Source organism: Micromonospora sp. NPDC005174 (assembly GCF_040608495.1).
GTDB lineage: Bacteria > Actinomycetota > Actinomycetes > Mycobacteriales > Micromonosporaceae > Micromonospora.
Genome location: NZ_JBEXIJ010000009.1, coordinates 186,500 through 209,989, shown reverse-complemented (window position 1 = coordinate 209,989; position 23,490 = coordinate 186,500). Strand labels below are relative to the sequence as shown.

Below are 23,490 nucleotides of genomic sequence, written 5' to 3'. Positions count from 1 at the left end.
TCACATTCCGAACCCGGAAGCTAAGCCCTCCAGCGCCGATGGTACTGCACTCGTGAGGGTGTGGGAGAGTAGGACACCGCCGGACAATCTTCCAGATAGGGCCACCCCTGAACAGGGGTGGCCCTATCTGCATGTGCATTTCCCCCACACCCCACCTGCCCAACCCCATCCCCCGTTGATCATGAAGTTATTGCCGCGACACGCCGACAGCAATGGCAATAACTTCATGATCAACCATGAGGTGGGGTGGGGTGGGGTGGGGTGGGAGCGGTTGGGGCTAAGGCTCGGCATTGTGGATGACCTGCTGATCCCGCGGCGACCCCGGTGCCGGACCGAGATCCGTGTGCAGGAGGAGCGAATGACGCCCAGGCCGTCAGCCGACGACACCGACGAGCGCGCTCAGGACAGCTTGGGACCGCAGACGTAGCGGGGCTCAGCGTCATAGCGCCAGGTGAACTTCTCCCGCCTGACCACCGCGCCGCCCTTCTTGATGACCCGGAAGGCGTCCTGGGTGAAGCCGTTGATGCCGTTGCTGGGTATGCACTTCGGACCGGGTTCGAGGTGGATGCGCTTCGGCGTGGTGGTGTTGCGGCGCGGGCCGTACTCCGTCTTCACGCTGTCGTAGATTTTCGTGCTCCAGATGGCGACGGTCACCGAACTCGACGTGTACGACGAGTCGATGAGCAGGCCGTACTCGGTGTTGTTGCGGAACTTCAAGTCCAGGCTCGGCCAGAAGATGGTCGACTCGATGACGGCCGGGTACCTGTCGAACCAGTACGAGTGAGGCTTGTGCTCGACGTCCTCCAGGCCCGCGTAGTAGGCGGCGTTGAAGAGCGTCGTCGTGAACTGTGAGGTGCCGCCCCCGACGCCCGGCACCAGCTTGCCGTCCAGGATGACCGGCGCGTCCCGGTAGCCCTGCGCGTAGCCGCGCTCGCCGGTGTGCCCGTTCAACGAGAACGTCCTGCCCGGCAGCACGACCGTACCGTCCACCTTCTTGGCGACGGTGGCGATGTTCTGGCTGCGCGGTGACGCCATCCCGCCGGTGAACCGTGTGGTGAAGGTGGAGACCCGTTCCTTGATGCCCAGACCTGCCAGCTTCTCCGCGGTCACCTCCGGCGGCGTCGTCTCCAGCTCTCCGGCCACCTCTCGTCTGTCGGTCCTGGGCAGCACCGCCAGCAGTTCGCGTTCCAGGGTGGCGGTGTCGAGCTGCTGGCCGGGCCGCCCGTCGACGACCCTGGGACGGCCGCCGGCGATGGTCATCGTCGCGTCCTTCGGCGGCACCTCGATCGCGTTCAGATCGTCACCGAGGACTGCCCGGAGCCGCTTGACGTCGACGGCCGGGGTGAGCTTGCCGGCCTTGTCGGCGCTGAACCGGAGGCTCTTCGCGATGGCAGCCGGCGGCACCTGCACCGAGCCCCGGTCGGTGCGCAGGGTCACCGGTGCGGACACGGCGGGCTTGGCCAGTTCGGCGACCAGTCGGTCCAGCTCTTCGACGGTGGTCGCCGGCTCGCTCGCCACGAGTGGCAGGGTGACCGGAGTGCCGGCCAGCCAGCCGGTCCGGACGGCGTCGGCCGAACGCTTCCGGTCGAACGCGAGGCCCGGCTGGGGGCGTACCACCTTGGGGGTGGTGCCCTTGTAGGTGATGGCCGGCATCGTCATCGGACGGACCTGGTCGCCGAGTACCGTGCGCAGCGCCGCGTCCAGACGGTCCGCGTCGATGGTGACCACCGGATCGACGGTGCGGGAGCCGACCAGCCGACTGACCGGATGCGCCTCGGCCTCGGCTGCTGCCACCACGGTGGCCGCCACGTCGACCGCGAGCCCCACGTCGGCGGGTTTGACCTCGGCGGTGCGCTCCCCGACCGTGATCCGCAGGGGCGCGGCGAGGGCTGCCGCCCGCCGATCCAGCTCCGCTCGCAACTCCCGGTCGGCCGCGCTGCGGCTTCTGCCACCCAGCTCGGCGCCGAGTACGTTGGTGCCCCGGGGCACGTCCCCGGCGTACGCCCAGGCGCCAGCGCCCGCCACGGCGGCGAGGACACCGCCGGTGATGCTCGCGCCGATCAGCATCCGTGCGCGGTGTGGACGGCGGCCGCCGTTGTCCGGCTCGCTCGTGGCCGTGGCCGGTGTGACCGCCTCCGGCTCGTCGTCCGGCCAGGTGACCGCCGTGACCTGCACGGTGGGTCGGTCGTCGGCGGGTGGACGTTTGTCGCCGTACAGCGTCACTGCAACCTCGATCGCCAGGTGCCGCGGGGGTCCCTACTCCCGAAGACACCACGGTAACCAATGCCCGGCCGTCAACCGGTCTGCGCTCGCCCGGTGTCGCCACCGCGTGTCGCCCGGCGAGTCAGGGGAGAGTGGGGTCGGTGCCGGCGCTGGGCGGCGAGCGTGGCACGGTGGCGGGGTGGACGCTGCGGAGCGGGTGTTGGCGTACGGCGGCGGTTCGTTGGACCGGGCGGCCGGGCTGCGTACCGACCCGACCCGACTGGACGAGTTGCTGGCCGACCCGACGACGGTGGTGCTGCCGCTGTGGCGGGACCGCTGCCTCGTCGACGGCGACGGTCCGGTCCGGTTGACGGCCGACCGCGCGTCTCTGGTGCGTTCGGCCGCTGGCGAGACCGTCTTCCTGGGGCTCGACGGAGACGTCGCGGTGTTCGCCGTGGACCTGTCCGGGCTCGGTGAGCACACCGCCGTCGAGATGTCGGGGGCAGCGCGGGCCGTCGACGTGCGGGCGCTGGTCGGGCGACTCGACCCGGCCGGCGCGGCGATCCAGGCGTACGCGCGAGGGTTGTTGCACTGGCACCGGCAGCAGCGTTACTGCGGCACCTGCGGTGCGGCGGCCGTCGCCGGCGGTGGCGGCCACGTGCGGACGTGTTCCGGCGCGGAGTGTGGTCGCCTGCTGTTCCCCCGCATCGAACCGGCGATCATCGTGTTGGTCGAGGCGCCCGGATCGCCGGAGCGTTGCCTGCTGGCTCGGCACGCGGGCGCGGCCGAGGACTCGTACTCGACGTTGGCGGGCTTCGTCGAGGTCGGCGAGAGTCTGGAGGACGCGGTCCGGCGGGAGATGGCCGAGGAGGCCGGGATCACCGTCACCGACGTGGCCTACCAGGGGTCGCAGGCTTGGCCGTTCCCCGCCGGGATGATGGTGGGCTTCCGGGCCACCGCGACCTCCGACGAGGTTCGCGTGGACGGCGTGGAGCTGCTGGAGGCGCGCTGGTTCACCCGCGAGGAACTGCGGGCGCGGGTCGCGGCAGGTCGCCGGCTCGGTCGGGTGGACTCGATAGATCACCGCCTGCTGGACGATTGGCTCGCCGAGGCGCGGTGACGTTGCCGGCTCAGCCGTACGGATGAGCAACGCATCATCTTCAGTGGCTTTTCAGCCCGGCGTTACGTAACTGTAACAACGCTGTGCCGCCACTACGTGCGGTGAAAATCTTGCGGGCATTCTTCCCAATTTCGGTGGCTTGTGGCCCGGGGCGGAGCGGTCCAGGTCTGACTGACGGTGACGCTCGACGATCTTGACGTGGAGCTGGAGTTACCGGCCAGTAGCAGCGCCCTTGTGAGGTACGTCGCTTCGCGAGAACATCCAATCCGCACACTGCGCGATCCGCCGACCATCCCCCGGAGCGGGCCGCAGCGGCCACGTGCTTTCCCGTAGTCCCGAGTCGCGACTGCGATCGGTGACCCCCGGTTCGAGGAGGACCCGTGAAGGATTCGGAAACCCGTCAGGCGCAGGGTGGCACCCGCTGGCGTCGCTTCGCCGCCATGATGGTTCCCGCTGCGGTCGCTGCCGGCGGCATCGTCTTCGGTATGGCCAACGGCGCCATCGCCGCCAACATCACCGTCGCCGGCAAGCCGTTCAAGATCTCCGCCTCCGAGCTCGACGGAGACGGCTTCAAGCAGTACGGCGGCGTGGTGACCACCAAGGACGGCAGGATCATCCCGGTGGCCATGTCGGCGATCGGCGAGGCTCGCCTGACCAAGCTGTGCCAGTCGGTCGACGCCTCCGTGCCCGGCTTTCCCAAGATCGTGCTGACCATCAACGCCGGCGACGGCGGCCCCGGCAAGGAGGCCGTCGCCAAGAACCTGCTGATCGCGATGGAGTCGCTCGAGGGTGACGCCGAGTTCACCAACATCAACATCGGTAGGGACGCCAGCGACCTCGGCCCGGCTGACGCCGGCTCGTTCGGTCAGGACGCCACGCACGTGAACATCAAGGACCTTGAGCAGGTCGCCCGCTACACCACCGCCGGCACCTTCACGCTTACCGGCCTCAAGTTGAAGGTCAACGTCGGCGCCGAGGCCAAGGAATGCTTCTGAGCTGACACCGCCGAGGCTCGCGAGGGGCGCCTCTCGCGAGCCTCGGTCCTGCCCACCCCTTTCACCCCAGGAGGACGTACGTGTCGACCGCCACTCATCGCGCGCAGCCCGGCCGTGTCGGTCAGGCCTGGCGCGGTTTCCGCCGCTGGCGGCGGTCCCGGCCATTCTGGGGCGGCCTCTTCACCATCCTGGCCGGAGTGGAGATCCTCGGCACCACCAAGGTCAGCCTGGCCGGGCTGACCCTGCAGATGGGACCAACCGGCTTCCTGTCCTGGTTGATCCCCACCATCCTGGTCACCTGCGGCGTCCTGATGTGGCTCAGCCCCGCGCAGCGGATCTTCTATGCCATCGTCGGCGCGGTAACCGCGGTCTATTCCCTGATCGGAGTCAACCTCGGCGGGTTCTTCATCGGCATGTTGCTGGGCATGGTCGGCAGCGCGCTCGGCTTCGCCTGGGTGCCGGTCAAGAAGTCCGCGGCGGCGCCCCCAGCCGCCGAGGAGCCGGACGACCAGCTGGCGGGAGATGGCGAGACCGTCGACGAACCGCCGCTCGTCGACGAACTCCTGCCGCCCCGGCAGCGGGAGGACGAGGTCACCGGGCCACTCACCGACATCCTGCCGGAGCCGCGGGCAGTGTTGCGCGAGCCGGCTCCGCCCCGGCAGGCGAGCGCGAGCGACACAACGGAGATGCCGCCCGTCGTCGAGCCGGAGGCGTCGCAGACCAGGTCGACGGTCGCCCGCGATCCGAAGACGTACGTGGTGACGCTGCTGCTCATGAGCCTCGCCAGCGCAGGCCTGACGACTGTCGACGGGGCGTCGCCGGTGCGAGCGGCCGGGCTCCCCTGCCCGACGCCCACCTCGTCTGCCGGGCCCAGCACGCCCGCCACCTCGCCGGCCAGCCCGAGCCCGAGTCCGAGCCCCACCGCCACGACGGAGAAGTCGGACGGGAATCTGCTCACCACAATTGTCGACGGCATCGGCGACCTGCTCACCGGCGGCGACGACGAGTCGGAATCCGCCGCCCCGCCCGAGCCCACCAGCAGCGCCGCGCGAGCCGGCCAGTCGGCCAGCCCGAGCGCCGGTCCCACCCGTAGCGGCGGCGCCACTCCCGGCTCCACCCCGACCGCGAGACCCGACGCCCCCTGTGTCAGCCCGAAGCCCACCAAGCCGACTAAGCCGACGCCCGTCGAGCCCGGTAAGCCGCTGCCGAAGCTGGCGGCGGACCCGGACATGCCCAAGGTCGCCGCCACTCCGGCGAAGCTGACCGGCTCCAAGGTGGTGATGACGAACCTGCGGTTTCGCGGGGTCGAGCCGTTGCGTACCGCCAACGGCGAGATGCGGGCGCTGAAGTTCACCATGAGCAAGGCGGTGACCAGCGACTTCGCGTTGCTGGTCGCGGGGCCTTCGGGCGGCTCGTTGTTGAGCGAGACCGACCAGCTCACCATCGACGGTGACGTGACCTTCTACGCGACCCGGTTCGTCGGCCGGTTCCTGGGCATCAAGGTCACCCTGACCCCGGACCTGCCTCTCCCGGACGGCATCCCGGTCACCTCGCCGCTGCCGCTCACCTTCACCGATCCGCAGATCGACCTGGCCTTCATCTCCTGCGACACGTTGAGCGGCCGACCCAGCCTCAAGCAGACGCTGCAGTGATCGCACCGTGGGGCGACGTCCGGACCCGGACGCCGCCCACGGGCTGAATACCGACGCGACGCGTACCGGTCAGAGCCGGTCCAGCGCCTTGCGCAGCGGGTCGAGGCCCAGCGCGCCCAGGTCCAACGCCTGCCGGTGGAACTCCCGCAGGTCGAAGTCGGCACCCTTGCGCGCCATGGCGTCCTCGCGGGCCTGCAACCAGATCCGCTCACCGACCTTGTACGACGGTGCCTGCCCCGGCCAGCCCAGGTAGCGGTTCAGCTCGAAGCGCAGGTTCTCGTCCGGCACCCGGCAGTGCGCCCGCATGAACTCCCAGCCCAGCTCTGGCGTCCACCGCTCGCCCGGGTGGAAGCCGAACGGGTTGTCCTTGGGGATCTGCAGCTCCAGGTGCATGCCGATGTCGACGATCACCCGGGCGGCGCGCATCGCCTGACCGTCGAGCATGCCCAGCTTGTCGCCCGGGTCCTGGAGGTAACCCAGCTCGTCCATCAGCCGCTCCGCGTAGAGGGCCCAGCCCTCGCCGTGCCCGGAGACCCAGCAGAGCAGCCGCTGCCAGCGGTTGAGCAGGTCGGCCCGGACGGCCGTCTGCGCCACCTGGAGGTGGTGACCCGGCACGCCCTCGTGGTAGACCGTCGTCACCTCCCGCCAGGTGGAGAAGTCGGTGATGCCCTGCGGCACCGCCCACCACATCCGACCCGGCCGCGAGAAGTCCTCGCTCGGCCCGGTGTAGTAGATGGCGCCGTCGCTGGTCGGCGCGAGGCAGCACTCGATCCGGCGGACCTGCTCCGGGATGTCGAAGTGGGTGCCGTGCAACTCGGCGATGGCCTTGTCGGCGAGCGCCTGCATCCAGTCGCGGAACGCCTCCTTGCCCTGGATGGTCCGCGCCGGGTCGGCGTCGAGCGTGGCCACCGCCTCGTCGACCGTCGCGCCCGAGCCCGCGATGCGCCCGGCCACGACCCGCATCTCCGACTCCAGGCGGGCCAGCTCCGCGAAACCCCAGGCGTACGTCTCGTCCAGGTCGATCTTCGCGCCAAGGAAGTACTGCGAGGCGAGTTCGTAGCGTTCCCGGCCGGCGGCCTGCTTGTCCCGCCCGTGCGGGGCCAACTCGGTCCGGAGGAACTGGCCGAACTCCGCGGTCGCCGCGGTCGCCGCCGACGCGCCCCGGCGCAGCTCGGCGCCGAGGGTTCCGTCCGCGCCCAGCCGCTCGACCAGGCCGTGGAAGAAGTTGTCCCCGGTCGGGTCGGTCCAGATGTCGCACTGCTTGGCCACCTCGACGAGCTGCACCTTCGAGCTGACCTGCCCGTCGGCGAGCGCCTCGCGCAACGTGGTCTTGTAGCCCTCCAGCGCGCCGGCCAGGCCGTTGAGTCGGGTGGCGATGTTGGCCTGCTCGTCGGCGGTCGCGGTCGGCATCAGGTCGAACACCATGCGGATCTCGTGCAGCCCGCTGGTTATCACGCTGACTTCGCTCGTCGTCTCGCCGGCCTCGTAGCGGGCCAGGTCCAGACCGAGCCGTTCCTGCATGGCCTCCTTGGCGGTGCGCTCCGCCTCGGTCTCCGACTTGGCCGCCTCCAGCTCGGTGAGCGTCCGGCGGGTCAGGTCGGCGCGCGCCTCGTACCCGGCGGGTGAGAGGTCGTCGAGCTGGTCATCGTGGCCGGCGATGCCGACGTAGGTAGCGCCGGTCGGGCTCAGCGGAGCCCACTCGGCCACGTAGCGGTTGGCGATTTCATCAATTCGTCCCACGCTGCGACACTACGTGACCACCCGGCCCGGATGTCGACGTCGTTTGTCGTGTCCAAGCAGCGAAAAGTCCCGCGACTTCGTCGCACCCCTCGGGCAGAGTGTCAGGGGTGACAACCGATATCGCTCCTGACAGGTCCCCGCTGCGTGCCTGGCTGCCGGGTTTCTTCGCCCTCGCCGCCATCTGGGGTTCCAGCTTCCTGTTCATCAAGGTCGGCGTGGCCGAGCTGCACCCCGTGCAGCTGACCCTCTACCGCGTCGCGGCCGGCGCGCTGACCCTGCTGGTCGTCCTCGCGGTGCTGCGCGACCGGCTGCCCCGCGAGCCTCGGGTGTGGGCGCACCTGGCCGTCGTCGCCGCGTTCGGCGTGGCCGTGCCGTTCACCCTCTTCGGTTACGGCGAGCAGCGGGTCGAGTCGATGCTCGCCGGCATCTGGAACGCCACGACGCCGTTGATCGTGCTGCCGCTCGCGGTGCTGGTGTTCCGGACCGAACGGTTGACCGTGCGCCGCGCGATCGGTCTCGGACTGGGATTCGTCGGGGTGCTCGTCGTGCTGGGTGTCTGGGAGGGCATCGGCGGAGCACACTTCGTCGGGCAGCTGATGTGTTTCGGCGCGGCCGCCTGCTACGGCGTCGCCATCCCGTACCAGAAGCGGTTCGTCGCGGGGAGCACGCACTCCGGCCTGTCCCTTTCCACCGCGCAGTTGCTGCTCGCGACCGCGCAGCTTGCCATCGTCACCCCGTTCGTCGCGGGTGCGCCGCCGCTGCCCACCGAGCCGTCGGCGAAGGTCGTGTTCAGCGTCCTGGCCCTCGGGGCGCTCGGCACCGGGCTCGCCTTCGTCATCAACATGCGCAACATCAGGTTGGCCGGCGCGAGCACCGCGTCCACCGTCACGTACCTGATTCCGATCTTCGCGGTCTTGATCGGCGCTGTGGTGCTCGACGAGCGGCTCAACTGGCACCAGCCGGTCGGCGCGCTGATCGTGCTGCTGGGCGTCGCTGTCGCACAGGGTGTGTTCGGCCGCCGGACGTCCCGTCCGGTCGTCGGTGTCGGCGCGCCCGCGGCACCGGCCGCCGAGCCCGTCCGTCACTGACCCGCCCCACGCCCCTGACTAGCCCGGGCCGTCGGTCAGGCTCGGTCGCGCGTCCACTCCAGCAGTTGCTCGGCCGACCAGGTGTTGACCACCCGGTCGGCCGGGACGCCGCAGAGCGCCGCCCGCTCGCAGCCGAACCGCTGCCAGTCGAGCTGGCCGGGGGCGTGCGCGTCCGTGTCGATCGCGAAGCGGCAACCCGCCTCCAGGGCGCGGCGGATCAGCCGCTTCGGCGGGTCCTGCCGCTCCGGCCGTGAGTTGATCTCGACGGCGGTGTCGTGCTCCGCGCAGGCGGCGAAGACGGCGTCCGCGTCGAAGTCGCTCTCCGCGCGGGTACGCGCCCGGTGCCCCTTGTCACCCGGGCCGGTCACCCCCGCCGGTCGGGACGACACCATCCGGCCGGTGACGTGCCCGAGGATGTCCAGGTGCGGGTTGGCGACCGCCGTGAGCATCCGACGGGTCATCTTCGCCCGCTCGTCCTTCAGGCCGCTGTGCACCGAGCCCACCACCACGTCCAACCGCGCCAGCAACTCCTCGTCCTGGTCGAGCGAGCCGTCGGCGAGGATGTCCACCTCGATGCCGGTGAGGATGCGGAAACCCTCCGGCAGTGCCGCGTTGACCTGTGCCACGTGGTCGAGCTGACGCCGCAGCCGCGCGGCGGTCAGCCCCCGGGCCACGGTCAGACGCGGCGAGTGGTCGGTCAGCACCATGTACTCGTGACCCAACTCCACCGCGGCCAACGCCATCTCCTCGATGGGCGACCCGCCGTCGGACCAGTCCGAGTGGGTGTGGCAGTCGCCCTTGAGGGCGGCGCGCAGCGCCGTGGCCTCGGCATCCAGATCGCTGCCCTCGGTCGCCACCAGCCGGCGCAGATAGACCGGTTCCTCACCGGAGAGGGACTCCGCCACGCAGCGGGCCGTCACGTCCCCCACGCCAGCGAGGTCGGTCAGCGTGCCGTTGCCAGCCCGTTCGGCCACCTCGGCCGCCGGTAGGCCCGCCAGCGCCTTGGCCGCCGAACGGAAGGCCCGCACCCGGTAGGTGGCCTCGTTCGCCCGCTCCAGCAGGAACGCGATCCGGCGCAGGTCGGCGATGGGGTCCCGGGCGCCCACGTCAGGGCGCCTTCGGGCAGCCGTGTTCGCGCTGCCACGTGGTCACCTCGGCGGCCGGTTCCCGGTTGCCGTCGCGCCGCCACGAGTCGAGATAGCGCGCCGGCCAGATCACCCCCCGCCGGATCCACCACCCGTCCTTGCCCGCGCACGGCGGCGAGATTCCGAAGTGCACGTGACAGACGTTGTTGGCGTTGCCGGTCCGGCCCACCTTGCCGAGCTGCTGGCCGGCACGAACCCGCACCCCCGCGTCGACCCCGGATGAGACGACGCTCAGGTGCGAGCCGTAGTAGCGCACCCCGTCGTCGCCGAGCAGCGACACCGACAGGCCGCCGTTGTCCGGGCCCTGCGGCCCGCTCTTGGAGTATCTGTCGACGCGACTCACCTCCAGCACCTTGCCGTCGGTCACCGCCACGAAGGGCTCACCGCAGTTGGCGAACACGTCCGTCGCCGGGTACGCCCCGTGCGTCGTGTGGTAGTCCACGTTGCCGGCGCGTACCGGGAAGACATGCCGGACCCCGGCGCGGGGCGCGCTCGACGACGGCTTGGCCGGCGACGGAGTCGGGCTTGCCGGGCGGGTCGTGGTCGGCGCGACCGTCGGGGCCGCCGGCTGCTCACCGGTCGCCCAGACCGCCGACGGCGACGGCGCGGCGACGCCGTCCGGCGGCACCCCGGGCCGGGTCGTCGCGCAGCCGGCGGCCAGCATCGGGGCGAGCAGCAACAGGATCGGGTACGCCGGACGCACGCGGCGGCCGATCGTCGGCGAGGGCATTCGGTCATCCTGACAGACCGGTACCGTGGGTACGAGCGACGCGCGTGAGGGAGAGCAGCCGGTGAGCATCGCCCAACCCGACCCTTTCCCGGAGCCGGGCGCCGCGCGGCCGGTGTCGCGTACCCCGTCGGGGCTCTTCCCGGCCGGACCACCGACCAGGCCCACCTACCGCGAACCGCACCCGATCACCGGCGGCGGTGTCGCCTCCGGCGGCGGAGCGGCGGCCGCCTGGCTCCTGCTGTTCGGACTCCTCGGCACCGACGTGGTCAGCTACGCGTGGTGGACGGCGGTGGCCGGCCTGCTGGCCTGGCTGACCGCACTGGTGCTGGTCCGTTGCGGCGATCGTGGAGTGGCCACCGGAGTCGCCATCGTCACCGCCGGCGGCTGGAGCATCGCCGCCGCCGTGGTGGCGGTGCGCTGGGCGACGAGCGGCGACTGGCCGCTCTGGTGAGCGGGTTCCGATCGGCCCGGATCGGGCGCCGACGACTGCGCCGCGTGCCCGGTTGACTGCGTTGCGAACGCCGTCTTGACGTGGCCGCCGAGACTCGGCACTCTCGGCACTATGGCCTGGACCACCCCGCGGCAGGACCCGGATCGCAACCGCCGCCGCCTCCAGCTGCTCGCCGAGTTGGCGGGCGCGCGGGCGGTACGCCAGCGCAGCCGGCCGCAGCGACAGCGCACCGAGCGTCTACGCCAACTCATTGCCACCCGCCGTCGAGTGGTCGGCTGATTCGACTTTGTCATGTTTGGCCGGCGTCTCGGGGCGTTGACCGGTCGCCTGCCGACCCGACCGGCTAACGTGCACCCTTGACGAGTCGGCGCTGTGCCGAGGGCTTTTGGGGGAACCGTGTCGTACTTCGCTGCGGCCGTGGTGCGTGACGACAGTGGCTGGACTGCCGCCGAGGTCAACCTGCGGGGCGCCACCGACATCGACGAGGTCGCCGACCGGCTGCGCGACGTGGACCAGGAAGCCGCGGTGTCGCTGCTGTTCGTCGAGGCCGACGACGCGTACCTGGTGATCCTGCGTCTCGACGAGGGTGAGGACCTGCGGGTCTTCGGGTCGGACTCGGCGTACGCCGAGGAGTCCCGGCTCGGGCAACTGCTGGTCGGTGACCTGAAGACGTCCGTGACCGGGCTCGATGGCGACGACGAGCCGCGCCCCGCCACGAGCGGCGACGAGGAGAGCGAGCAGCCGGCCGTCGACCCGGAGGCCGACCCGGTGGGCGATGCCGATCTGCTCGCCAACCTGGGCATCTCCGCGCAGAAGCTGCTGACGCTCTGCGGCCACGACGGAATGCTGCCGGCGGACGTCACCGCCGAGATCTGCGAGGTGCTCGGCTGCGTCGACGAGGTCGAGGAGTTGCGTGAGGTCTGAGCCCGCCGATGCCACCGACCCCGCGCTGGAGATGATCCGGCCGGGACAGCCGACGCCCGGAGCGGTGCGGCGTGCCGGACCGGGGGCCCACGAGGGCCTGGCCGACCCCGGCGAGATCGGGCGACGGCAACGGCACGAGCTGTGGATGCGCCGGGCCCTAGAGGTCGCCGTCACCGATCCGGCGATCCCCAGCGGCGGCGTCGACGACATTCCCGTGGGTGCGGTCCTCTACGGCCCGGACGGCACCGAGTTGGCGATCGGTCGCAACGAGCGGGAGCTGACCGGCGACCCCACAGCCCACGCCGAGGTGCTGGCCCTGCGTCGGGGGGCCGAGCGGACCGGCGAGTGGCGGCTGGACGGCTGCACCCTGGTGGTCACGCTGGAACCGTGCACGATGTGCGCGGGCGCGTTGGTGCTGGCCCGGGTCTCCACCGTCGTCTTCGGCGCGTGGGAACCCAAGACGGGCGCGGCCGGCTCGCTCTGGGACGTGCTGCGCGACCGCCGGCTCAACCACCGTCCCGAGGTGTACGGCGGTGTGCTGGAAACCGAGACCGCCGCCGTGCTGCGCGCCTTCTTCCGCTGACGCGGCGCGCGTGCCGTGGCCGGGCCGCTCGCGGCGTGGTCGTACCGCGGTCCGGCGGGGTCCGCACCCGAATGAGCGTGATGACTCTGGGGCATCTTGATGCCTGTGAGTCATCACGCTCTCCGCGGCGCGCGGCCCCCGGTCGCGTCAGGCGATGATCGTGTCGAGGGCGATCTCGACCATCTGGCTGAAGGTCTGCTCCCGCTCCTCCGACGTGGTCTTCTCGCCGGTCTTGATGTGGTCGCTGACGGTCAGCACGGTCAGCGCCCGTGCCTTGAACCGGGCCGCGATCGTGTAGAGCGCCGCCGACTCCATCTCCACCGCCAGCACCCCGTAGTCGGCGAGCCTGTCGTAGAGGTCCGGCCGGTCGGTGTAGAAGGCGTCCGCCGCCAGGATCGGTCCGACGTGCATCGTGATGCCGCGCCGCTCGGCCACCTCGACCGAGGTACGCAGCAGCCCGAAGTCGGCCACCGGTGCGTAGTCGATCAGCCCGTCGAAGCGCATCCGGTTCATGTTCGAATCGGTCGACGACCCGATCGCCGCGACCACGTCGCGCAGTTGCAGGTCGGTGCTGAGGGCGCCGCAGGAACCGACCCGGATCAGCGTCTTCACGCCGTACTCGTTGATCAACTCGTGGGCGTAGATGGAGGCCGACGGCATGCCCATGCCGGAGCCCTGGACGGAGACCTCGACACCGTTCCAACGGCCGGTGAAGCCCAGCATGCCCCGAACCGTCGAGTAGCAGGTCGCGCCCTCGAGGTAGGTCTCCGCGATCCACTTGGCCCGCAGGGGGTCGCCCGGCATCAGGACCCGCTCGGCGATCTCGCCCGGCTTCGCGCCGATGTGCGTACTCATGGCAAAGATCCTGCCAGGCCGGCTCGGGCGATACCGGTTCGGCGTCCGAACCGGTGGTCCTGTACCCTCGTCGGCGGTGGCGTGTCCGAGTGGCCTAAGGAGCACGCCTCGAAAGCGTGTGAGGGTTAACGCCCTCCGAGGGTTCAAATCCCTCCGCCACCGCTCGTGAGATGCGAGAACGCCCGGTCGATCCTTGCGGATCGGCCGGGCGTTCCTGCGTCAGAGCTGCGTTTCGCCGCCGTCGACGAACATCTCGCTGCCGGTCATGAAGCTGCTCTGGTCGGACGCGAGGAAGAGCGCCGCGTTTGCGATCTCGTCCGGGTGGGCCAGCCGGCCCATGGGCACGGTGGACGCGATGGTCTCGAGCAGGGCGGACGACTCCGCGGCGCTGGGTGCCAGGCCCGCGAGCCCGGGAGTCTCGGTGGAGCCGGGAACGAGGGTGTTGACCCGGATCTTCCGGTCCATCAGCTCGACGGCCCAGGTGCGGCCGAACGAGCGGATGGCGGCCTTGGAGGCGGCGTAGACGCCGAAGGCCGGGATGCCGCTGACTGCCGCCGTCGAGCCGGTCAGCACGACCGAGGCACCCTCGTTGAGCAGGGGCAGCGCCTTCTGCACAGTGAAGATGGTGCCGTAGACGTTGGTGTCGAAGGTGTTGGCGACGTGCTCGACCGTGATCGAGTCGAGCGGACGGAACTCGCCGCCGCCGGCGTTGGCGAACACCACGTCCAGCCCTGCGCCGCGCTCCTCGATGGTCCGCATCACCCGGTCCAGGTCGTCGAGGTTGCCAACGTCGCTGACGATGCCTGTCGCGTTGGCGCCGATGCTGCTCACCGCCTCGTCCAGCGGGCCCTTGCGGCGACCGGTGACGAAGACGTACGCGCCTTCGGCCGCGAAGCGGCGGGCGGTGGCCAGGCCGATGCCCGTGGTGCCGCCGGTGACGAGAGCGGTCCTGCCGTCGAGCTGTCCCACGATCGATCTCCTTCGCAGATTGTGTACCGAGCGGTACGGATATGACCGTAGCAACGTCCTGACCTGCTCCGCAAATTTCTGTACCGATCGGTTTCGTCGGTGGGTAGGATGGCTGCCGGAGGTGGGGGACAGTGCCAGTGCGAGGGCGTCCACGCGGCTTCGACGTCGACGAGGCGCTGGAGCGCGCGCTTGAGGTGTTCTGGCGTCAGGGGTACGAGGGCGCCTCGATGAGCGACCTCACCGCCGCCATGGGCATCAACAAACCGAGCCTCTACGCCGCCTTCGGGAGCAAGGAGGAGCTGTTCCGCAAGGCCGTGGCCCGCTATGCCGAACAGGACATGGGGTACGCGCGGCACGCGATCGCCCAATCCACCGCCTACGACGTGGTCGCCACGCTCCTGCGCGAGAACGTGCTCGCCGTGACCCGCCCTGACCGTCCGGCCGGCTGCCTGTCGATCCAGGGCGGCACCGCCTGCTCCAGCGAGAACGCCCCGGTGGCCGAGTTCCTCGCCGCGAGCCGCCTGGCCGGCGAGCGGGCACTCGCCGACCGGTTCGCCCGTGCCGTCGTCGAAGGTGATCTGCAAGCCGACGCCGACCCGGCCGCGCTCGCCCGATTCGTCATGAGCGTCACCGAGGGACAGGCGATCCACGCCGCCGCCGGGGTCCCTCGGGAGGAGCTGCGGCAGACGGCGGAGATCGCGCTCACCGGGTTCGCGGCCGTCTCCGGGGCGCGGCGCTCCGCGACGGCGGACAACCCGGCCTGAGCGCTCACGGTCGGACGAGCGCCGCCACCCCGCAACTCGTGCGCCAACCCCGTTCAGACCCGGGCGGAGGCGGTCGAGGCCGCGCGGGAGGTCGCCCGGCGGGTGGGTTGCACCGACCCCGGAACGCTCGCCGCCTGCCTGCGGGGGCGGGACGCCGCCACGCTTGTCGACGCGGTCGGCTATCCGGGCGCGGGCGTCGACCTGGGCCCGGTGGTCGACGGTGGCACTCTGCCGGTGGATCCGGCGGACGCGCTGGTCAGTGGCCGGTTACACCCGGTGCCCGTGTTGACCGGGACGAACCGCGACGAGTCCACGCTCCAGGTGTGGGGGATGGAACGCAGCGGGATGAACTGCCCCGAGCCGCCCGCGCCCGGGCAGGCGCCCGAATCGTGCCCGCTCACCGACGACCAGTACCGCGAGCAGGTACGGACGATGTTCGGCGACCGGGCGGAGGAGATCCTGACCCGCTATCCGAGCGACGACACGCGCTCCGCCAGCGAGGCGTTGGGGGCCGTGTGGACCGATCAGGCGTACGCGGAACCGATCTACTCGGCCGCGCTGGCGTTCGCCCGGACGGTACCGACGTACGTGTACGAGTTCGCCGACGAGGATGCGCCGTTCTTCGCCGAGGGGCCGACGCCTACCTTCCCGACCGGCGCGTACCACTGCGCCGAACTGCCGTACCTGTTCGACGTCGACTACGCCGAGGCGCTCACGCCCACCCAGCGGCGGCTCTCCGGCGAGATGGTCCGCGCCTGGAGCGACTTCGCCCGGACGGGTCGGCCCGGGTGGCCCCGGTTGCGCGACCGTGCCGGGTACGTGCGGGTCCTGGCCGGCGATGGCGGGTCGGGCACCACGGACTTCGCGGCAGAGCACTCGTACGACTTCTGGCGGTCGCTGCGCGGCTGACATCTGACCGGGCGGTCGTTCCACGTGGACCGGCCGCCCGGTCAGGCCGAGGCGGGTCAGCAGGGGCCGGCGCCCTCGTTGAAGAGGCGGCGCGCCCAGTCGGCGTACCCCGCGATCGTTTTTCGGACCGTGCGTCCGTCGTGCAGGAACAGGTACGCGCGGTCGTCGCTGCGGGCAAGGAGCCCGTCGAGCCGATGCGTCCCCTGTGGAGCGGGCAGCCGGGTCACCGACGGGTAGCGGGCCCAGACGTCCTCGACGGGCGAGCCGACCGTTATCCCCTCCGGTGTCCGCATCGGGTCACCGACCCACAGCAGCACCAGTTTGTCCTCGACGAAGACGGGGCTGACCGTGTCGTGGCCGGCGAGCACCGGTCCGCAGGCGTCCAGGTCGGTACGCAGGATGCCCCGGCGGGTCAGCTCGGCCTCGGTGTCGCCGAACTCGATGTTGCGCAGACCGTTGAGGTCGATGACCTCGACGTTGCCGGCGGGCCGGTGCGCCGGCATCGGGCCGGGCGACGGCGCGCCGCTGCCCGCGATCGAGGCAGCAGTCAGCAGCATGGCAATAAACGCGAATTGTCGCAATTTCATGGAATCCCCCAGTCCCCAACGGAACGGGGCCGCTCAGGTTGCTGCCCGACGACGGATTACTGATTTTCCCACTGTTCGACCAGCTCGTCCCAGTAGTCGGCGCTGAGTCGACGCCGCCCGTGGGCCAGCCAGCCCTCGGTGTTGCGCTCCAGATGCAACCCGACCTCGGCGAACGGATCGATCCACGCGCCCCGCTCGACGCCGAGCTGAAGCAGCGCCTCGTTGATCGGCCACTGCCTGCGGGGCGCGTCGAGGACATCGTCGAAGCGCGGACCCCAGGACAGCGTGCCGCCCAGCCACACCGCCGCCGCCTGGCGGCCGATGCCTGCGCCGAACTCCGCCTCCAGGTACGCCAGAGGCCCCGACCGCGACCAGTGTGCCAGCCTGTCGGCCAGCGGCGGCGACAACACCAGCCCGAACGGTTGCTCGGCGCTGGGATCGTCCGCCGCGAAGTCCGGCAGTGACCCGGTCAGTTCCACCACCAACTGCGGGGTGACCGGCAGTAGCGCGAAGTCCTGGCGCAGTTCGCCGAGGACCGCGTGGTCCAGCTCGGCGGTCTGCTCGCGGAGCAGGTCGGCATCCGCGACGACGGCGCTGAGCTGGTAACCCATCGGACCCTCCGCCGTCCACAACCTGTGGATAGAACATGTGTACGACGGTTCTGGCTGCGCCGACGTCGATCCTCGAAGCGTACCCGCGAGGCGGCCGACCCTTGACGAGAGATCGATACATGCGGAAGTATCGCTGGAGCACGGGGATGTACTTATGGTACTGGCTCCTTTGCCGTCCGTATTCCCGTGCAGCTGCACCGATGTTTCGGGGGCGCTCCATGAGTGAAGCGGCGGTCTTAGGCGTTCGAATTCTGGTGGCAGCGCTCTTTCTGCACGCGGGCGGTGCCAAATTGTTTGCCCCGCAGCAGTTCTCACGTACGCTGCGCGCCACTCTTCGCATCGACGACAGTCACAGTCTTTGGACGGACAACTCCGCCCGGGCGATTGCCTTCGGCGAGATCGTGACGGCCTTACTCCTCGTCGGTCTGCCGGACGACGCGTACGGCCTGGTCCTCTCCGCGCTCCTCGGTGCCGGGATCGCCGCCTTCGCGCTGATGGCCCGCCTGCGCCGCGTCACCATGGCCTGCGGGTGCTTCGGCGGCAGTCAGGGCCGCCCGCTCGGAATGCGGCAGTTGTTGTTCGGCACGGTGCTGCTCGCGGTATCGGCGCTGCTGGCGTACGGGCAGACCGACACCCGTGCCGACAACGCGGCCCTGATCGTGGCGGCCTGTATCGGTGCCCTGGTGGCGAACCTGATCCGCTGGCGGGCCAACCTCGTCCAGCCGCTGCGACGGCACCTTCAGCCCTTCCCCCAGTAGGAGAGCCGATGTTCGAGCTGATCTTGTCGATTGCCCTGTTCGTTCTCACCGTTGCGGTCGTCGGGCTGTTCGCGATGATGGGCGAGCTGTCCTCCAGGGTCCCGCAGGAAGACGTGGTCGACGTGGCCACACCCATCGACAACGCCGCTCTCGGCACGGCACCGCAGATCTGGCCGGACGACATCACCCATCTCGCCACCCGCGAATTCGCGGCGTTGGTCGTGCTGAGCACCAGTTGCAGCAGTTGCCGACGCATCGCCGCCGGCGCCACCGGACAACTCTCTCTTCCGCCCGATGTCGCGGTCATCGTCCCGGCACCGTCGTTGGCCGACGGGCAGCAGTTCGTCGCGGAGAGCTCGGTGATCAGCGAATTTCCGCATTCGATCGACGTGGGCGGCGAATGGCTGACCAAGAACCTCGCGGTCGACATCAGTCCCAGCGTTCTGGTCTTCAACCGCGGCGCGCTGGTCACCGCGCACACGTTCAGCTCCGCCGCCGCGTTGAACGAGCTTCTCGACCGTCCGGTCGAGCGAGACAGAGAGGATTCACATGCGTAAGCACAGTGGTCACGAACAGCACGATCCGAAACGGGCGAGCGGGCCCAGGAGGCGTTTCCTGGGCACCATCGGGGCCAGCGCTCTCGCCACCTCGGCGGTCCTCTTCGGCTCACCGGAGCGGGCAAGCGCCACCTACAACATCGGGTGTTGCCACCTGTCCTTCGTTCCGTCCGTCTCGTACAGCACCTGCATCAACAGCCCCCGGTACTACACGTGGTACTGCTCGACCTCGACCCGGACCTGCGGATGCTGCGAGGTCAAGAACTCCAGCGGCACCGCCAACGTCAAGTCGGCGTACTACTGCGACAGCTCCCGGTCGGCCTGAGGCCGGGATTCGACGATGGCCATCTGGGTGTTGCTCGCGGGGGCGGGTGCCCTGTTGCAACTGCTCAGCCCTTGAGGCCGTTCCATGGTTGGGGTCTCCAACCCGATGATGAACAGCGATCGGAGGAGTGGACGCAGGTTCCTCTGGGGTTTCGCGGTGGGGATGATCGCCTCCGCGGTGACTGTCGCTCTCGCTCTGGCGGCGCTGTCATTTCTCAGCCTCCTGTTGCCGGAGGCGGTTCGGCTGGTGGCGCTGCTCGTCCTGCTGGTGTTCTTCGGCGTCGCTGACTTCCTCAACCGGACTCCCCACGTCTGGCGGCAGGTGCCGCAGCGGTTCGCCGGTCAGTTGGGACCCTGGCAGTTGGGTCTCGTCTGGGCGTACGACCTGGGGTTGTACGTCACCACGCAGAAGACGACGTCCCTGATCTGGATCGGGCTGGCGGGAGTCGTCCTCACCCAGCCCCCGGCAGCGGTGGCGGTGGCGGTGCTCGTGACGAACGCCCTCTTCGGTATCGGCGTCGCCCTTCTGACGCTCCACCGCAGCGGACTGGTGCTGACCCATCCGCGGTTCTTCGATCGCATCAACGGCAACCTGATCCGGCCAGCGCGGTTCATGTCCGGCCTGGTCGCGGTCGGACTGGCCCTCTACCTGGCGATGGGGTGGCAGTGACTGAACGAACTCACGAAAGGTATCGCCCTCCGGAAAAGCCGGGCGGGGCTGTGGTCGTCACGGCCTTCGCCTGCCGCACCTTTCCCAACATGCTGCTGATCTGGAGGCTCCACCGCCAGTTGAAGCGCAACGTGTACGCCAAGGCCGACGGCTTTCTCGGCGTACACCTGATTCTCAACTGGCGTGATCGCGTAGTGCAGAGCATCTCTCTCTGGTCGGACCTGCACGCCTTGTACGACATGGGAGAGGTCAAGGAGCACGTCCGGGCGGTCCGGGTGCCGGGAACCCGAGGTATCCAAACCTCCTGCGGAGTCTTCGGCTTCGACGGCGACTGGCTCAGCGTGCTGTTCGGTTCGGCGAAGGGAAGGCCTTCGCCACTATCGGATTGGCAGGACGGGCAGCGTCCGGCTGCCAACGGTGACAAGGAGAAGCATCGTGTCCCAACCGCCCACTGATCGAGGCTATGTCAAGATCACAGACAGTCCTGCTGGCGGCAAGCGAGTGGAGATCTACGCTCGCATGTCCCGCTCCGGGCTCCCCACCCACCTCTTCGCCGTCCACGACAGCGCCGACGTCGTCGTGGATTCGAAGGCGGTGTTCGAGCGCGCGGGCGCGGACAGTCTCTCCGCCGAGCCCATGGAGGTCAGCGTGGACACGGACGGCAAGCTGTACGTCCGCGAGCCGCTGCGGATGGAGTCCCTGCCGCAGTTCGGCATGCAACGACGCTGATCCCCGTCTTCCGTCGCTTCCCCTGCCCCGGTAGGGGAAGCGACGAGGAGCGCCCGAGGGGACGGCAGTACCGCGACGTGTGTGCGCAGTGCGGTCAGGCGTGTCGGGCGAGCTGGGCCACGAACGCCCGCCAGGCCACCGGCGCGAAGGCGAGCGCCGGGCCGGTCGGGTCCTTCGAATCCCGTACGCCGACCACACCGGGCAGGTTGTCGGCGACCTCGACACATGCGCCGCCGTTGCCGCTGCTGCGGGTGCTCTTGCGCCACCGCGCGCCGTTCAACTCCATGATTCCGCCACTTCCGTCATCAGCTCGACCGACTGCCGGTGCGACAGCGCCTCGCCGCGCACGTTTTCCCATGCCGCCATCATGGCCGCGATGTCGTCCGGGTCGTTAGCGACTTGTCCCTGGAGTTGGTTGTCGAGGTAGCCGGCGACCCGGTGGTCGTGGCTGTGCGCGATCACGAAGGGCCCGTTCAGGCCGGCGTACGCGCCGACCGGGTTGGGCACCACGTGCACCGGATGTGCGGCCCCGCGCCTGGGCCCGCGCCCGTGGCTGAGCGGTTCTCTGCCGCCCCGAGGTCGAGGGGTCCGTGGCTGAGCGGTCCGCGCCGGCCGAGGCGGTCGTCAGGGTCGCCAGATCACGATGTCGACATCGCGTGGCCGCTCGGCGAAGAGACCGTGCCGTGTCGCTGCCGACAACAGCTCGCGCAGGTCCGCCTCGAACGCCGGAAATCGATCGCCGAACAGGTGCGGCGCTGAGCTGGACAGGGAGAACACCGCCGCGACGACCTCGTCCACCGACCGTTCCACGACCATGCCCTGCTCCACGGTGAGTCGGGCGGGACCGGAGAATCCCGCCGCGAGCATGATCTCCCCCTCGCCGCCGGAGGTGCCGGAGGGCAGTGATCCCTGGCCAGCCCGACGGACCGGCCCCAGATAGCGCGCGACCAGCTCGTCGATCCCCGCCCAGGGCGGCCGCGGGTATGGCAAATCGTCGTCGCCGGCCACGCCCTGGTGCGTGTTGGCGCCGACGTGGACCCACGCCCCGTCGGGCGCGAGCATGTCGCGGACCCGCCGGGCCACCAGCGGTCGGTCCATCCAGTGGTACGACTGGGCGAAGGTGACCACCTGGAACGTACCCAGGTCGGCCGGCAACTCCTCGGCCCGCAGGTGCCGCCACTCGACGTTCGTGGCACCGACCTCGCCGGCCCGGCGCTGTGCCTCGGTGAGCATGTCCCGGTCGGCGTCGACCCCGATCGCCGTCTCGAACAGGGGCGCGAGCAGCAGCGTCAACGACCCGGGACCGCAGCCCACATCCAGGAGCCGGCCGGTGCCGTCCAGGTCGAGTGCGGTGCCGATGGCCTCTGCGGTTGCGGGTGGGTACGGCCACCGGCCGACGCTGTAGTGCCGGGCGCTGCCGGCGTACAAGGTCTCGTCCCACTGCCAGGTCGAATCAGCCACGGCATCGATGACACCACAACGACGACGCCCGGCCGACCTGTTATCGGTCTGCCGGGCGTCGATCATGCTCCACGAGCGGAGGATACGAGATTCGAACTCGTGAGGGTGTAAACCCAACACGCTTTCCAGCCTGCCCGCTCCAGTCCTGGGTGCGAGAGAACGAGCGCGAAGTCGAGGAAGGCACCACGCAGGGCAGGCCTTCACCTCGCCGGAGCGAGCCGCTGCACTGTGATTGGCGGGCTGGATAGCTATTGATGTTTGCTGCCAGCCACTGCCTCGAAGCGGGCCTCCCACAGCATCCGAACGGTCGAGGTTCGCCGGCTCAGGCTCCGTCGCTGCCAGAATGTTGGCGGTAGCCCTCGTCTATATGACCGCCTAATCACCTTATGAACGTAATTTGCCAAGTCTGAGAATGCCTTTAACAGCTCGTCAGCATTGGTGCCGGGAACATTGCGATAGGTGGCTACCCATTCAGGCGCTCGAGACAACGTGCGAAGCGGTTCGTCCAAGCCATGCAGCACATATCGCAACTTGGGCCGCGCCGCCTTTATCTTCTTTGCTCCTTCGGCACCGCGTTCTATCCATGTCTGCCGCGTTCCGCCCTCAACCGCGCGCCTACGAAGGATATTCGCAGTCGCGACGCACGAGTGGATTCCCTCGCCGAGGTCGGGCAGCAGCGGCGTCAGATACGACCGATGTACAGCTCTCATTTCGGCGCGTCTCGCTCCCAGGAGATTCGAGACGAGTGTCAGCGCTGCGGCAGCAGCTGCGATGCACGCCGCCAGAAGGGTTGCAGTGTTCTGCGTCATCGTTGCGTCCTGTCGACGATCTGAGCTCTTGCTCGTTGATACCGCCATAGCGACAACCTTGATTGTCGGTCGGTCGCCGAGCTCACGCAGCCTAGGGGTACCTGCCCTTCGTGGTCGATTAGGAGCAACCCGCCACTTACAGGCTTCGAGATCACGCCAAATAGGGTGCTGACCAGCAAGAAAGCCGGTCAGTGCAGGTGCGACGACACGGATGCGACATGCGCCCTCTACAGCACGGTGGTTGTGTCTCCACGGTCCAAAAGAGCAAGGCGCCGTTCTGCCTGTTGGCGATCACGACGTCCGCACCCGCAGTGCGAGATGTCTCGACCTTGTGCGGCCGATGTGCGTAGCCGATCACCCGTACCCCGGCGGCTCGCGGCCCTTTGCTGCTTGGGCCTCGCTGGCCGTAGGTAGGCCGGTTGGGCTACCAGGCGGAACCGGCCACTGAGGCGAGCGTGACCGTCGAGACGACGAAGGGCCGACCCTCGTTGGGGCCGGCCCTGACGTTCGTGCTGCTCAGACGAGCGGAGGATACGAGATTCGAACTCGTGAGGGTGTAAACCCAACACGCTTTCCAAGCGTGCGCCCTAGGCCTCTAGGCGAATCCTCCGCGAGCCAGGATACAGGCCCCCGCCGACCGTGACACCCCACCACCCCCTGAAGATCGACGGGCCGTCGGGTAGGGTTGGCGTCACCTCCCGTGCGGCGGTATCTCGTGAACCTCCCCAGGGCCGGAAGGCAGCAAGGATAAGCGAGCTCTGCCGGGTGCACGGGAGGCCTTTTTGTCTCCGGGCCTCGATCCACACCGACATCCGTGCTGTCGGGGCATCCCGGGCATCTGGACACCCCGATTTCCA

24 protein-coding genes, 2 tRNA genes, 1 rRNA gene, 1 other RNA gene and 3 pseudogenes are annotated in these 23,490 nt (G+C 69.6%); 19 read left to right on the top strand and 12 right to left on the bottom strand.

The window, feature by feature from the left end:
• Positions 1–85, top strand: a 5S ribosomal RNA gene (gene rrf, locus ABZU91_RS13735); the annotation flags it as partial.
• Between the two features lie 314 nt (positions 86–399).
• On the opposite strand, the gene ABZU91_RS13730 is transcribed toward rrf, so the two are convergent.
• Complete coding sequence (locus ABZU91_RS13730) at positions 400–2,223, bottom strand: VanW family protein (RefSeq protein WP_355238820.1); 1,824 nt, start codon at positions 2,221–2,223, stop codon at positions 400–402.
• A gap of 178 nt (positions 2,224–2,401) precedes the next feature.
• Between ABZU91_RS13730 and nudC the strand changes: the two genes are divergently transcribed.
• The 3 genes from nudC to ABZU91_RS13715 all read left to right on the top strand — a co-directional run bounded on the left by nudC (position 2,402) and on the right by ABZU91_RS13715 (position 5,969).
• Complete coding sequence (nudC, locus tag ABZU91_RS13725; RefSeq protein ID WP_355238817.1) at positions 2,402–3,322, top strand: NAD(+) diphosphatase; 921 nt, start codon at positions 2,402–2,404, stop codon at positions 3,320–3,322.
• Positions 3,323–3,762: 440 nt separating this feature from the next.
• Positions 3,763–4,317, top strand: a complete 555-nt coding sequence (locus ABZU91_RS13720) for a DUF6230 family protein (RefSeq protein WP_355238864.1) — start codon at positions 3,763–3,765, stop codon at positions 4,315–4,317.
• Positions 4,318–4,397: 80 nt separating this feature from the next.
• Positions 4,398–5,969 carry a DUF6114 domain-containing protein gene (locus tag ABZU91_RS13715; protein ID WP_355238814.1) on the top strand — a complete coding sequence of 524 codons (1,572 nt, stop codon included), beginning with the start codon at positions 4,398–4,400 and terminating at the stop codon, positions 5,967–5,969.
• 69 nt (positions 5,970–6,038) lie between these two features.
• On the opposite strand, the gene ABZU91_RS13710 is transcribed toward ABZU91_RS13715, so the two are convergent.
• The gene (locus ABZU91_RS13710; RefSeq protein ID WP_355238811.1) at positions 6,039–7,709 is read right to left on the bottom strand and encodes a DUF885 domain-containing protein; all 1,671 of its coding nucleotides are present in this window, start codon (positions 7,707–7,709) and stop codon (positions 6,039–6,041) included.
• Positions 7,710–7,816: 107 nt separating this feature from the next.
• Between ABZU91_RS13710 and ABZU91_RS13705 the strand changes: the two are divergent.
• Positions 7,817–8,950, top strand: a pseudogene (locus ABZU91_RS13705) (DMT family transporter); the annotation flags it as partial.
• On the opposite strand, the gene ABZU91_RS13700 reads toward ABZU91_RS13705, so the two are convergent.
• Positions 8,833–9,903 (bottom strand): PHP domain-containing protein, encoded by a 1,071-nt coding sequence (locus tag ABZU91_RS13700; RefSeq protein WP_355238809.1) that lies wholly within the window; start codon positions 9,901–9,903, stop codon positions 8,833–8,835. The pseudogene ABZU91_RS13705 and the gene ABZU91_RS13700 sit on opposite strands and share 118 nt — an antisense overlap.
• Before the next feature lies 1 nt (position 9,904).
• Positions 9,905–10,672 carry a peptidoglycan DD-metalloendopeptidase family protein gene (locus ABZU91_RS13695; RefSeq protein ID WP_355238805.1) on the bottom strand — a complete coding sequence of 256 codons (768 nt, stop codon included), beginning with the start codon at positions 10,670–10,672 and terminating at the stop codon, positions 9,905–9,907.
• A 67-nt stretch (positions 10,673–10,739) separates the two neighbouring features.
• Here ABZU91_RS13695 and ABZU91_RS13690 point away from each other — a divergent pair, with 67 nt between their 5' ends.
• The 4 genes from ABZU91_RS13690 (at position 10,740) to ABZU91_RS13675 (ending at position 12,630) form a co-directional block, all read left to right on the top strand.
• Positions 10,740–11,123 (top strand): hypothetical protein, encoded by a 384-nt coding sequence (locus ABZU91_RS13690; RefSeq protein ID WP_355238861.1) that lies wholly within the window; start codon positions 10,740–10,742, stop codon positions 11,121–11,123.
• Between the two features lie 111 nt (positions 11,124–11,234).
• Positions 11,235–11,402 (top strand): hypothetical protein, encoded by a 168-nt coding sequence (locus ABZU91_RS13685; RefSeq protein ID WP_167362451.1) that lies wholly within the window; start codon positions 11,235–11,237, stop codon positions 11,400–11,402.
• A 117-nt stretch (positions 11,403–11,519) separates the two neighbouring features.
• Positions 11,520–12,047 (top strand): tRNA adenosine deaminase-associated protein, encoded by a 528-nt coding sequence (locus tag ABZU91_RS13680; protein WP_355238801.1) that lies wholly within the window; start codon positions 11,520–11,522, stop codon positions 12,045–12,047.
• 31 nt (positions 12,048–12,078) lie between these two features.
• On the top strand, positions 12,079–12,630 hold the full coding sequence (locus tag ABZU91_RS13675) for a nucleoside deaminase (RefSeq protein ID WP_355238858.1): 552 nt from the start codon (positions 12,079–12,081) through the stop codon (positions 12,628–12,630).
• 147 nt (positions 12,631–12,777) lie between these two features.
• Here ABZU91_RS13675 and deoD read toward each other — a convergent pair whose 3' ends face one another.
• A complete protein-coding gene (gene deoD / locus ABZU91_RS13670; protein ID WP_355238798.1) occupies positions 12,778–13,485 on the bottom strand; it encodes a purine-nucleoside phosphorylase in 708 nt (235 codons plus the stop codon).
• Between the two features lie 75 nt (positions 13,486–13,560).
• Between deoD and ABZU91_RS13665 the strand changes: the two genes are divergently transcribed.
• Positions 13,561–13,647: transfer RNA gene (locus tag ABZU91_RS13665), tRNA-Ser, on the top strand.
• Between the two features lie 57 nt (positions 13,648–13,704).
• On the opposite strand, the gene ABZU91_RS13660 is transcribed toward ABZU91_RS13665, so the two are convergent.
• Positions 13,705–14,454: an SDR family oxidoreductase gene (locus ABZU91_RS13660; RefSeq protein WP_355238795.1), complete on the bottom strand. Its 750-nt coding sequence runs from the start codon at positions 14,452–14,454 to the stop codon at positions 13,705–13,707.
• Between the two features lie 131 nt (positions 14,455–14,585).
• On the opposite strand from ABZU91_RS13660, the gene ABZU91_RS13655 reads away from it, so the two are divergent.
• On the top strand, positions 14,586–15,218 hold the full coding sequence (locus ABZU91_RS13655; protein ID WP_355238792.1) for a TetR/AcrR family transcriptional regulator: 633 nt from the start codon (positions 14,586–14,588) through the stop codon (positions 15,216–15,218).
• 48 nt (positions 15,219–15,266) lie between these two features.
• A pseudogene (locus tag ABZU91_RS13650) lies at positions 15,267–16,127 on the top strand (carboxylesterase family protein); the annotation flags it as partial.
• Between the two features lie 56 nt (positions 16,128–16,183).
• On the opposite strand, the gene ABZU91_RS13645 reads toward ABZU91_RS13650, so the two are convergent.
• Both ABZU91_RS13645 and ABZU91_RS13640 read right to left on the bottom strand, forming a co-directional pair.
• Positions 16,184–16,678 carry a hypothetical protein gene (locus tag ABZU91_RS13645; RefSeq protein ID WP_355238855.1) on the bottom strand — a complete coding sequence of 165 codons (495 nt, stop codon included), beginning with the start codon at positions 16,676–16,678 and terminating at the stop codon, positions 16,184–16,186.
• A gap of 92 nt (positions 16,679–16,770) precedes the next feature.
• The gene (locus ABZU91_RS13640) at positions 16,771–17,325 is read right to left on the bottom strand and encodes a hypothetical protein (RefSeq protein WP_355238789.1); all 555 of its coding nucleotides are present in this window, start codon (positions 17,323–17,325) and stop codon (positions 16,771–16,773) included.
• A 218-nt stretch (positions 17,326–17,543) separates the two neighbouring features.
• Here ABZU91_RS13640 and ABZU91_RS13635 point away from each other — a divergent pair, with 218 nt between their 5' ends.
• The 6 genes from ABZU91_RS13635 (at position 17,544) to ABZU91_RS13610 (ending at position 20,363) form a co-directional block, all read left to right on the top strand.
• The gene (locus ABZU91_RS13635) at positions 17,544–18,083 is read left to right on the top strand and encodes a MauE/DoxX family redox-associated membrane protein (RefSeq protein ID WP_355238786.1); all 540 of its coding nucleotides are present in this window, start codon (positions 17,544–17,546) and stop codon (positions 18,081–18,083) included.
• 8 nt (positions 18,084–18,091) lie between these two features.
• Positions 18,092–18,640 (top strand): hypothetical protein, encoded by a 549-nt coding sequence (locus tag ABZU91_RS13630; protein ID WP_355238783.1) that lies wholly within the window; start codon positions 18,092–18,094, stop codon positions 18,638–18,640.
• Complete coding sequence (locus ABZU91_RS13625; RefSeq protein ID WP_355238780.1) at positions 18,633–18,965, top strand: hypothetical protein; 333 nt, start codon at positions 18,633–18,635, stop codon at positions 18,963–18,965. Before ABZU91_RS13630 ends, ABZU91_RS13625 begins: the two co-directional genes overlap by 8 nt.
• An 84-nt stretch (positions 18,966–19,049) precedes the next feature.
• On the top strand, positions 19,050–19,634 hold the full coding sequence (locus ABZU91_RS13620) for a hypothetical protein (protein WP_355238777.1): 585 nt from the start codon (positions 19,050–19,052) through the stop codon (positions 19,632–19,634).
• Positions 19,635–19,723: 89 nt separating this feature from the next.
• Positions 19,724–20,089, top strand: a complete 366-nt coding sequence (locus ABZU91_RS13615; RefSeq protein WP_355238774.1) for a hypothetical protein — start codon at positions 19,724–19,726, stop codon at positions 20,087–20,089.
• 64 nt (positions 20,090–20,153) lie between these two features.
• Complete coding sequence (locus ABZU91_RS13610; RefSeq protein ID WP_355238771.1) at positions 20,154–20,363, top strand: hypothetical protein; 210 nt, start codon at positions 20,154–20,156, stop codon at positions 20,361–20,363.
• A gap of 94 nt (positions 20,364–20,457) precedes the next feature.
• Here ABZU91_RS13610 and ABZU91_RS13605 read toward each other — a convergent pair whose 3' ends face one another.
• From ABZU91_RS13605 to ABZU91_RS13590, 4 genes and pseudogenes are all read right to left on the bottom strand, one after another.
• A complete protein-coding gene (locus ABZU91_RS13605) occupies positions 20,458–20,649 on the bottom strand; it encodes a DUF397 domain-containing protein (RefSeq protein ID WP_355238768.1) in 192 nt (63 codons plus the stop codon).
• A pseudogene (locus tag ABZU91_RS13600) lies at positions 20,640–20,879 on the bottom strand (Scr1 family TA system antitoxin-like transcriptional regulator); the annotation flags it as partial. The pseudogene ABZU91_RS13600 and the gene ABZU91_RS13605, both read right to left, overlap by 10 nt.
• Positions 20,880–20,987: 108 nt before the next feature.
• A complete protein-coding gene (locus ABZU91_RS13595) occupies positions 20,988–21,824 on the bottom strand; it encodes a class I SAM-dependent methyltransferase (RefSeq protein ID WP_355238765.1) in 837 nt (278 codons plus the stop codon).
• Between the two features lie 1,334 nt (positions 21,825–23,158).
• Positions 23,159–23,243 (bottom strand) — tRNA-Ser (locus tag ABZU91_RS13590).
• An 82-nt stretch (positions 23,244–23,325) separates the two neighbouring features.
• On the opposite strand from ABZU91_RS13590, the gene ffs reads away from it, so the two are divergent.
• Positions 23,326–23,415, top strand: an RNA gene (gene ffs / locus ABZU91_RS13585) — signal recognition particle sRNA small type.
• Positions 23,416–23,490: the final 75 nt, after the last annotated feature.

Coding starts and splice junctions, on each gene's coding strand:
- ABZU91_RS13640 (WP_355238789.1), bottom strand. CDS start 17,325: ATGGGTTACCAGCTCAGCGCCGTCGTCGCGGATGCCGACCTGCTCCGC.
- ABZU91_RS13620 (WP_355238777.1), top strand. CDS start 19,050: ATGGTTGGGGTCTCCAACCCGATGATGAACAGCGATCGGAGGAGTGGA.
- ABZU91_RS13610 (WP_355238771.1), top strand. CDS start 20,154: ATGTCCCGCTCCGGGCTCCCCACCCACCTCTTCGCCGTCCACGACAGC.
- ABZU91_RS13625 (WP_355238780.1), top strand. CDS start 18,633: ATGCGTAAGCACAGTGGTCACGAACAGCACGATCCGAAACGGGCGAGC.
- ABZU91_RS13635 (WP_355238786.1), top strand. CDS start 17,544: ATGAGTGAAGCGGCGGTCTTAGGCGTTCGAATTCTGGTGGCAGCGCTC.
- ABZU91_RS13695 (WP_355238805.1), bottom strand. CDS start 10,672: ATGCCCTCGCCGACGATCGGCCGCCGCGTGCGTCCGGCGTACCCGATC.
- ABZU91_RS13630 (WP_355238783.1), top strand. CDS start 18,092: ATGTTCGAGCTGATCTTGTCGATTGCCCTGTTCGTTCTCACCGTTGCG.
- ABZU91_RS13685 (WP_167362451.1), top strand. CDS start 11,235: ATGGCCTGGACCACCCCGCGGCAGGACCCGGATCGCAACCGCCGCCGC.
- ABZU91_RS13675 (WP_355238858.1), top strand. CDS start 12,079: ATGATCCGGCCGGGACAGCCGACGCCCGGAGCGGTGCGGCGTGCCGGA.
- ABZU91_RS13605 (WP_355238768.1), bottom strand. CDS start 20,649: ATGGAGTTGAACGGCGCGCGGTGGCGCAAGAGCACCCGCAGCAGCGGC.
- ABZU91_RS13615 (WP_355238774.1), top strand. CDS start 19,724: ATGCTGCTGATCTGGAGGCTCCACCGCCAGTTGAAGCGCAACGTGTAC.
- ABZU91_RS13720 (WP_355238864.1), top strand. CDS start 3,763: ATGATGGTTCCCGCTGCGGTCGCTGCCGGCGGCATCGTCTTCGGTATG.
- deoD (WP_355238798.1), bottom strand. CDS start 13,485: ATGAGTACGCACATCGGCGCGAAGCCGGGCGAGATCGCCGAGCGGGTC.